This window comes from Micromonospora echinofusca, assembly GCF_017614955.1.
GTDB lineage: Bacteria > Actinomycetota > Actinomycetes > Mycobacteriales > Micromonosporaceae > Micromonospora > Micromonospora echinofusca_A.
The window spans coordinates 1-8,838 of the sequence record NZ_WVUH01000306.1; the positions used below are offsets into that span (position 1 = coordinate 1).

The 8,838-nt window shown below is 71.9% G+C and carries 8 protein-coding genes; 1 reads left to right on the forward strand and 7 read right to left on the reverse strand.

Features of this window, described 5'->3' with window-relative positions:
- Together GSF22_RS26390 and GSF22_RS26395 are read right to left on the reverse strand one after the other, a co-directional pair.
- The coding region (locus tag GSF22_RS26390; RefSeq protein ID WP_208816436.1) for a RecQ family ATP-dependent DNA helicase at window positions 1-1,745 on the reverse strand (1,745 nt) is incomplete at its 3' end.
- Between the two features lie 69 nt (window positions 1,746-1,814).
- On the reverse strand, window positions 1,815-3,476 hold the full coding sequence (locus GSF22_RS26395) for an AfsR/SARP family transcriptional regulator (protein ID WP_208816437.1): 1,662 nt from the start codon (window positions 3,474-3,476) through the stop codon (window positions 1,815-1,817).
- Window positions 3,477-3,533: 57 nt separating this feature from the next.
- Here GSF22_RS26395 and GSF22_RS26400 point away from each other — a divergent pair, with 57 nt between their 5' ends.
- Window positions 3,534-3,887 carry a hypothetical protein gene (locus GSF22_RS26400; RefSeq protein ID WP_208816438.1) on the forward strand — a complete coding sequence of 118 codons (354 nt, stop codon included), beginning with the start codon at window positions 3,534-3,536 and terminating at the stop codon, window positions 3,885-3,887.
- 145 nt (window positions 3,888-4,032) lie between these two features.
- Here the strand turns inward: GSF22_RS26400 and GSF22_RS26405 are convergent, their stop codons facing one another.
- Genes GSF22_RS26405 through GSF22_RS26425 form a run of 5 tightly spaced genes read right to left on the reverse strand, consistent with a single transcriptional unit; the run spans window position 4,033 to window position 8,709 of the window.
- The gene (locus GSF22_RS26405; RefSeq protein ID WP_208816439.1) at window positions 4,033-5,142 is read right to left on the reverse strand and encodes a branched-chain amino acid ABC transporter permease; all 1,110 of its coding nucleotides are present in this window, start codon (window positions 5,140-5,142) and stop codon (window positions 4,033-4,035) included.
- Window positions 5,139-6,029 (reverse strand): branched-chain amino acid ABC transporter permease, encoded by an 891-nt coding sequence (locus GSF22_RS26410; RefSeq protein WP_208816440.1) that lies wholly within the window; start codon window positions 6,027-6,029, stop codon window positions 5,139-5,141. Before GSF22_RS26410 ends, GSF22_RS26405 begins: the two co-directional genes overlap by 4 nt.
- The gene (locus GSF22_RS26415) at window positions 6,029-6,760 is read right to left on the reverse strand and encodes an ABC transporter ATP-binding protein (protein WP_208816441.1); all 732 of its coding nucleotides are present in this window, start codon (window positions 6,758-6,760) and stop codon (window positions 6,029-6,031) included. Before GSF22_RS26415 ends, GSF22_RS26410 begins: the two co-directional genes overlap by 1 nt.
- Window positions 6,757-7,500, reverse strand: coding sequence for an ABC transporter ATP-binding protein (locus GSF22_RS26420; RefSeq protein ID WP_208816442.1), 744 nt, complete (start codon window positions 7,498-7,500; stop codon window positions 6,757-6,759). The genes GSF22_RS26415 and GSF22_RS26420 overlap by 4 nt, the downstream gene beginning before the upstream one ends.
- 3 nt (window positions 7,501-7,503) lie before the next feature.
- Window positions 7,504-8,709, reverse strand: coding sequence for a substrate-binding domain-containing protein (locus tag GSF22_RS26425; protein WP_208816443.1), 1,206 nt, complete (start codon window positions 8,707-8,709; stop codon window positions 7,504-7,506).
- Window positions 8,710-8,838: the final 129 nt, after the last annotated feature.

Sequence of the window (8,838 nt, forward strand, 5' to 3'; positions counted from 1 at the left end):
AGGTCGGAGAGCCGCCCCACGGCCCGGCCCGGCGCGGTCTGCTCCCCCGGCGCGATCCGGCCCCGCAGCGGCACCCCGACCGCCTCCAGCCCGGTCGGCCAGAGCTTCTTGGCCGGGACCTCCACCCCCGGCCGACCGAGGAACGCCTGCGCGGCGGCGAGCGCCACCGGGGAGACGTCGGCGGTGTACTGCGGCCCGGCGCACCGGTCGCACCGACCGCACCGGGCCGCCCCGGTGTCGTCCAGGCACCGGCGCAGGTACTCCATCCGGCAGCCGGCGGTGGTCGCGTACTCCCGCATGGCCTGCTGCTCGGCGGCCCGGGCCTCGGCGACCCGGGTGAGCCGGGCCTGGTCGTAGTGCCAGGGCTCCCCGGTGGCCAGCCAACCGCCCCGGACCCGACGGACCGCGCCGTCCACGTCCAGCACCTTCAGCATCAGTTCCAGCCGGGTCCGGCGCAGGTCGACGATCGGCTCCAGCGCAGCGGTGGAGAGCGGCCGGTCGGTGGGCAGCGCGGCCAGCACGGCGCGTACCTGCTCCTCGGGCGGGAAGGCCAGCGAGGCGAAGTACCGCCAGATCGCCGCGTCCTCGGTGCCGGGCAGGAGCAGCACCTCGGCGTGCTCCACCGCCCGACCGGCCCGGCCGACCTGCTGGTAGTAGGCGATCGGCGACGGTGGTGCCCCGAGGTGCACGACGAACCCGAGATCGGGCTTGTCGAACCCCATGCCCAGGGCGGACGTGGCCACCAGTGCCTTGATCTTGTTGTCCAGCAGGTCCTGCTCGGCCGCCCGCCGGTCGGCGTCGTCGGCCTGTCCGGTGTACGAGGCGACCGGGTACCCCCGGGAGCGGAGGAACTGGGCCGTCTCGCCGGCCGCCGCGACGGTCAGCGTGTAGATGATGCCCGAGCCGGGCAGACTCTCCAGGTGGTCGGCGAGCCACCCCAGCCGGTACGCCGGATCCGGCAGCTCCAGCACCGCCAGCCGCAGCGACTCCCGGTCCAGCGCTCCCCGCAGCACCAGGGTGCCCCGGTCACCGGCACCCCCGTCACCGTCGCCCTGCGCTCCGGTGGGCTGCTCGGTGGTCAACTGCTCGGCGACGTCCCGGGTGACCCGGGCGTTCGCGGTGGCCGTGGTGGCCAGCACCGGCGTACCCGCCGGCAGGTTCGCCAGGAACGTCCGCAGCCGCCGGTAGTCGGGCCGGAAGTCGTGCCCCCAGTCGGAGACGCAGTGCGCCTCGTCGACCACCAGCAGGCCGGTGGTGGCCGCCAGGCGGGGCAGTACCCCGTCCCGGAAGTCCGGATTGTTCAACCGTTCCGGGCTGATCAGCAGGACGTCGACCGTACCGGCGTGGATCTCCCCGGTGATCTCCTCCCACTCGTCCAGGTTCGCCGAGTTGATGGTGCGGGCCCGGATCCCGGCCCGTGCGGCGGCCTCCACCTGGTTGCGCATCAGCGCCAGCAGCGGCGAGACGATCACCGTCGGGCCGGTGGCCGAGGCGTCGGCCTGCTCCCCGGCTGGTCCCGTCCGTTCCTGCGGTGGTCCGGACCGCTCCCGCAGCAGCGCGGTGGCCACGAAGTAGACCGCCGACTTGCCCCACCCGGTGCGCTGGACGCAGAGCACCCGCCGCCGGTCCACCACCAACGCCTCGATCGCCCGCCACTGGTCCTCGCGCAGCCGGGCCCGGTCGCCGGCCAGCCGGCGCAGCACCGCCTCGGCCCGCTCACGTACCGCCGTCCGGTCCTGACTCATCCGGCATTTCTACCACCGCTGTAAGGAAGGGCCCCCGCTTAACGCATTCGGTAGAGGAAGGGCCCCTTGTTAACAGTTGTCGCCGACCGGCAGGAAGAGCAGAACCTCCCGGAGCGAATCGGTCAGCGTCGGCGGGAGCAGGCACCTACCGGCCAGTTCCTCCATCGACGAGTACGGCCCACGGAGCCACCGGTCCAGGACGACCTGGTGGCGCTGGGCCGGAGTCAGGCCCGGCAGCCCGGCGAGCACCGCGTCCGGTACCGCGTTGATGTCGATCAGGCCGCCGTCGTCGAAGGTACGCGGCAGGTCCGGCCGGCCGATGTGCAGCTCGTGCCGGGCGGCCGGGTACTGGTACAGCAGATGTCGGGCCTGTTCCCTACGGATCCGCTGCTCGTCGGCGGCCCTTCCGTCGGGTCCCCGACGGTCGCCGGTGATCACCGCCCAGATCCGTCGGTCGAGCAGGACCACGTGTGCCGCGCCGACAAGCCAGGAGAGGCCCCAACATCCGATGAACAGAAACGCGTCGAAGGCGGGGGGATCCGTCCCCATCTCGGGCTTTTCCATCAGATACACCTCGATGATGAGGCAGAACAGATAGCCGGCGAAGACAGCAGCCAGTCGCCAACTCCGCCGCCAGGCTGCGTACGCGAGCATCACCAGCCAGGTCAGCGTGCCGAACGACAGCACGACGATGGCCGTACCCACGACCGTGCCGAGGATGCTCACCGCGCGCGGCGCCCGGCGGCGCGGACGGTGTCGCCGCCCCGCCTGGCCACCTGCCGGGATCGAAAAAGCGACGGACCCCGGTGGCGGTGGCGGTGGCACCGCAGGAGGTGGCGGTGGCGGTGGCACCGCAGGAGGTGGCGGCGAAGGCAGCGGCCCGGCAGGAGATACGGGTGGCATCACCGAGATCGCGGCAGAAGACGGTGCCTCCACCGGAGGGACGGAACGTTCGGGCAGCATCAGCGTCGGATCGGAGTTCAGGATCCGCCGATGCAGTTCCTGAAGTTCGTCGCCCGGCTCCAGGCCGTACCCGTCGCGCAGCAGGGTGTCGAAGTCTCGGTACGCGGTCAGGGCCTCCGCCTGCCGGCCGCTGCGGTGCAGCGCGAGCATCAGCTGGTGGCGCAGCCGTTCCCGGACCGGGAAGTCGGCCACCAGGTTGACCATCTCACCGACCAGTTCCCGGTGCCGACCGACCCGCAACTCAAGGTCGGCCCAGGACTCCAGGGCGACCGCCCGGGTCTCCGCCAGGCGCTGCCGTGCCGGGTCGAAGACCGGACCGGAAAAACCGGTGAACGGCTCACCGTGCCACAGGTTCAGCGCCGACTTCAGTTCGTCGAGAGCATCGACGGTACGGCCTTCGGCCCGCCGCTGCTGGGCCCGGTGGATGCCGCGCTCGAAGCGCACGGCGTCCACCGCCTCCGCCCCGATCCGCAGCAGGTAACCCGCGTCGGTGAGGCTGAGCAGTTGACCCGGTGTCCGGGGTGACCGCTCGGGCTCCAGTACCCGGCGCAGCCCGGCGACGTACTTCTGCACCACGTTCGCCCCGTTGGCCGGTGGTTCGTCGGGCCACACCGCCTCCACGATCCGCGAGGTGGGTACCGGCCGACCGGCGGAGAGCAGGAGGACCGCCAGGACGGCACGCTGTTTGCCCGGACCGAGATCGAGTTCCTGGTCGCCCCGCCAGGCGCGCTGCGGCCCGAGTATCGCGAAGCGCACCGTGTCTGACATGGGATCCCTGCTCGTGAACCGGACCTGGTCGACGCCGGAACGGGACCGCATCCGCGCGTGGGACAGCAGCACCACACCCGGTACAGCAACGCGTTTGCGCAGGAAAACGGCGTACGGCAGCCGACCGGTCGGTACGCCGGGGTCATCGACCTGACCGCCGGAGAGGCCGCCAAGGTCTTGGACGAGGAGCAGATGACCGCGCTGGGTGACGTGGCGAAGCAGGTGCCCTTCACTGCGGTCGTCGGTGCGGACGGCAATCTCGGCTCCCTGACCCTGGAGCTACCGGCGGCGGGCGGTCAGAAGGCGTACCGGTACGTGGTGACGTACACCGACTACGGCAAGGCGCAGAAGATCGCCGAGCCGACCGCCGACCGGGCCCCGGCTGTCGCGTACGAGCTGCTCAACGGGTGACCCGGGGATCCGGCTGAGGCCGGCAGATGTCGGCAGGGTGGCGGCCACACGGGGGGCCGCCGCCCCGCCGGCATTCTCCTGGTCGGCGACACCGAACGGCAGGTCGCCGACCCGGCTACGCGGGCAGCCGGGGACCGGCCCCCGGCTACGGGCGGCGGGGCAGCAGGCGGCGCAGCGGGCCGAGCCGGTCGGCGAGACCGGCCAGGCCACCGGGGAAGAAGTACACCGCCAGGATGAAGACCGTGCCGAGCACGAAGAGCGGCTGGGACAGCGGTCGGCTCAGCACGCTGGGCAGCGCGTCGACGGCGGACGAGGAGCCGAACGCGGTCAGCCGGTGGTCCAGGTACATGTAGAGCATCCCGCCGAGCACCGGACCCCAGCGGGTACCCGGCCCGCCGAGCACCACCATGACCAGCAGGCTCAGGGTCAGCTCGGAGGAGGTGATGTGCGGGGAGGCGCCCCCGACCAGCAGGCAGTAGATCACCCCGCCGGTGGCGGCCAGCGTGCCGGAGAGGGTGAACGCGACCAGCTTGAACCGGTACGGGTCCAGCCCGAGCACCCCGATCCGGCGCTCGTCGTCGCGGAGTCCGGCGAGTACCCGCCCGGTCGGCGAACCGGAGACCCGGTGCACCACGAAGACCACCAGGGTCAGGTACGCCAGGGCCAGCCAGTACAGGTTGACGGTGTTCGTCACCCCGACCAGGGCGGCCGGCAGCCCGCTCACGTCCAGCGGCAGCCCCTCCTCGCCGCCGGTGAGCCCGCCGAAGTCCCGGGCCACCAGGATCGCTCCGACCTGCGCGAACGCCAGGGTGACCATGGCGAAGGCGATCCCGGCGGTACGCAACGCGACCGCCCCGAGCAGCGCGGCCAGCGTCGCGCCGCCGGTGACGGTGAGCAGCGCCGCCGACCACAGGGGCAGTCCGGCCCGGGTGACCAGGATGTCCACCCCGTACACCCCGGCGGCGAAGTAGAGCGCGTGCCCGAAGGAGAGCATCCCGGTCCGGCCGAACAGCAGGTCGTACCCGGCGGCCAGCCCGCCGAAGACCAGGCAGATGGCGAGCAGTTGCAGGGTGCCCGGCGAGTTCAGCGGGCCTTCGAAGAACCCGGGCAGGTGGGCCGTGGAGTACGGCAGGACCGCGAAGACCACCAGCGCGACCAGCGGCAGCCACGGTCGTACCCGGTGCCACCGGCCCGGGGGCGGGGTGAGTTCGGCCGGTACCTTCGCCGGGGGCGCGTCGACCACCGAGTTCGTCATGCCGTTGCCACCTTTCCGGCGATGCCCTGCGGGCGCAGCAGCAGCACGACGGCGAGCAGCGCGACCACGCAGATGTCCCCGGCACCCGAGGTGCCGTAGTAGTTGACGAACTGTTGCAGCAGGCCGACGGCGACCGCCGCGTACGCGGCCCCGACCACCGAGCCCATCCCGCCGATCACCACCACGATGAACGCGAAGATCAGCAGGGAGCCGCCCTGCCCGGGGGAGACCGAGCCGAAGTAGATCCCGCCGAGCGCGCCGGCCAGCGCGGCGGCGGCCCCGCCGATCGCGAAGACCAGGGTGAACGCCTTCCGCACGTCGATGCCGAGTGCGGTGACCATCTCCCGGTTCTCCACGCCGGCCCGGATGATCAGGCCGTACCGGGTCCAGCGGAGGAAGGCGAGCAGCCCGCCGAGCACCACGACGGCGGCCAGGATCAGCAGCAGTCCGCTGTTCGGTACCTTGGCGCCGAGGATCTCGGTGACCCCCCGGGTCCACTCGGGGCGGGGGAAGGGGCGCGGGTCGGCTCCCCAGGTGGCCTGGAGCAGTGCCACCCCGGCGAGCGAGAGTCCCACCGTGACCAGCACCTGTTCGATGGTGCGGGAGTAGAGCGGGCGGATCATGACCAGTTCGACCAGCATCGCCACCACCGCCCCGGCGACCACCCCGAAGGCGGCGGCGAGGACGAACCCGAGGCCGTCCGGGCCGGCGCCGGGCAGGTTCCCGGCCGCCCACCAGGTGGCGTACGCGCCGACGCCGAGGAACAGGCCGTGCGCGAAGTTGAGCACGTCGGCGAGGCCGAACACGAGGGCCAGACCGGAGGCGACCAGGAAGTAGAGGGCGGCCAGCCCGAGCCCGGTCAGGGTCAGCAGAACGATCGTGCCCATCAGCTGTGTACCTCCACGGAACCGACGCCGAGCAGGGACTTCGTCAACGCGGTCTCCAGGAGCAGGTCCCGGGCCGGGCCGGTCCAGGCGACCCGGCCGGCGGCGAGCACCACGGCGTCGGTGGCGAGCCGACGGACCACGGCGAGGTTCTGTTCGACCAGCAGCACGGGTACCGCAGCGGCGACCCGTTCCAGCACCTCGGCCACCTCGGTCACCACCTTCGGGGCGAGGCCCTTGGTGGGCTCGTCGACCAGCAGCAGCCGGTTGTCGTTGAGCAGCACCCGGCCGATCGCCAGCATCTGCTGCTGGCCGCCGGAGAGCGAGCCGGCCCGCTGGCGTCCGCGCCGGTCCAGCTCGGGGAAGAGTTCGTAGACCCGGTCGTACGCGGGTACGCTGCCCCGCCGCTCGGCGAGCCGCAGGTTCTCGGTGACGGTGAGGCCGGCGAAGACGCAGCGGTCCTCCGGCACGTACCCGAGTCCGTCCCGGACCAGCCGGTGGGTGGGCTGGTCGACGAGGCTGCGGGCGCCCATCCGGACGGTACCCCGGACCTCGCCCTGGGTGGGGGTGAGCCCGAGCACGGCGCGCAGGGTGGTGGTCTTGCCGACCCCGTTGCGACCGAGCAGCACGGTCACCCCGGTGGGGGCGACGGTGAACGAGACGCCCTGGAGGATGTGCAGTCCGGCGATGCGTACCGACAGGTCCTCGACGGTGAGTACGGGTTCGACCGTCACAGCGCCTCCCCGAGGTATGCCTCCTGGACGGTGGCGTTGGCCATCACGGTCTCCGGGGTGTCGCAGGCCAGCAGCGCGCCGTGGTGCATCACGGCGATCCGGTCGGCCAGTTCGAGGATGACGTCCATGTGGTGTTCGACCATCAGCACCGACCGGCCCGTCTCCCGGGTCAGTGACCGGATCACCTGCACCAGTTCGGGTACGTCCTCGGCGCTGACCCCGGCCATCGGCTCGTCGAGCAGCATCACCCGGGGTTCTCCGGCGAGCAGCAGGGCGATCTCCAGTTTCCGTTTCTCCCCGTGGGCCAGGGTGCCGGCGAGCGCCGTACCCCGGTGGTGGAGACCGACCCGGTCGAGCACCGCGTCGGCGGCGGCGGCCACCTCCCGGTCGGCCGCCGCCCGCCGCCACAGTTTCATCGAGCCCCCGTGGTGCGCCTGGACGGCGAGCCGGACGTTCTCCCGGACGGTGAGCGAGCCGAACACCGACGACGCCTGGAAGGTACGGCCGAGGCCGAGCCGGGCCCGCTTGTACGGCGGCAGTCCGGTGATGTCCTTCCCGTCCAGCAGTACCGTGCCGCTGGTGGGCCGGCGGACCCCGGTGATCAGGTTGAACAGCGAGGTCTTGCCGGCGCCGTTCGGTCCGATCACGCCGAGGAACTCCCCCGGTGCGAGGTCCAGGTAGACGTTGTCGACGATGGCGACCTCACCGATGCGCCAGGTCAGACCACGGGTGGCGAGCACAGGTCAGCCCTTCATGGCCACGGCCGGTGGCGCGGTCTCGTCGCCGGTGAGGGTCTTCTGCGCCTCGGCGGTCAGGGCCGCGCCGGTACCGGTCAGCTTCGCCTGGAACATCGGCTGGAGCAGCGCGTGGTCCTCGGCGCGGATGGTCATCTTGCCCTTGACCCCGTCGAAGCTCCACCCTTCGAGGGCGGTGACCATCTTCTCCACGTCGTCCCCGCCCTGCTCGACGGCGCGGACGACCATCTGGGCGGCGGCGAAGCCGTCCGGGTGGAACAGGTCGAGTACCCCACCGGGGATCTTCGCCTTGGCGGCCTTGGCGGCCTCGGTGTCGCTGGCGCCGTCGAAGTAGTGGGAGAGGAAGGAGATCTTGCTGCCGGCCGCGCCGAAGGTCGGCCAGGAGGCCCGGATGTCGAGCCCGGTGACGACCGTGGTGGAGCTGAGGACGCCCTGCTGGTCGAGGGTCTGCCACATGGCGGGTGCGGTGGTGCCGGCCCAGGCGACGAAGAGCAGGTCGGGCTTGGCGGCGGAGAGCTGACTGGCGAACGGGGTGAAGTCGGTGGCGCTGGCCGGGGCGAGCACGCTGCCGACGGAGGCTCCGGCGCCGCCGATGACCGCCTTCACGGCGGCCTCGTTGCTCTTGCCGAACGCGCTGTCCTGGGCGAAGACGACCACCTTCTTGCCGGCCGCGTCGCCGATGAAGGACTTGGCGGTCACCACGTCCTGGTACGACTGCCGGCCGGAGCGGAAGGTGTACTTGTTGACCCCGGTGACGCCGTCGGTGGCCGCCGGCCCGGAGACGAAGAGCACCTTGTTCTGGGCGGCGATCGGCGCGACCTGGAGCGCGACACCGGAGGCGGTGGAGCCGGCGAGGATCTTGACGCCCTTGCCGATCAGGTCCTTGGCGGCGGAGACCGCCTTGGCCGGGTCGCCCGCGTCGTCCACCTCGGTGAGTTCGATGGTCCGGCCGCCGACCTTGCCGGTGCCCTTGGTGGCAAAGTCGAGCCCGGCCTTGAAGCCCTCGATGTACTGCTTGCCGTAGCTGGCGAGCGCGCCGGACTGGGAGTACACCAGGCCGACCTTGACCGGGGCGGCGCCGTCACCGCCGCCGTTGGCGGTCTCCTGCGGGCTGCCACAGGCGGTCGCGGCGACCGCCGCGGCCATCAGGGTGGCGGCGGAGAGGAACACCCGCCGCGTCGTGCGGACCGTCATTCTGACTCCACGTGAGGGACTGGGAGGGAGGTAACTCGTTGTCGGCTCACGCTAGGAGTGACGTCACCCACGGGCTATGTGGTGGCAACACACAAGTAACCGGAGGCGGGTGGCCTCGGGGGACAAGCG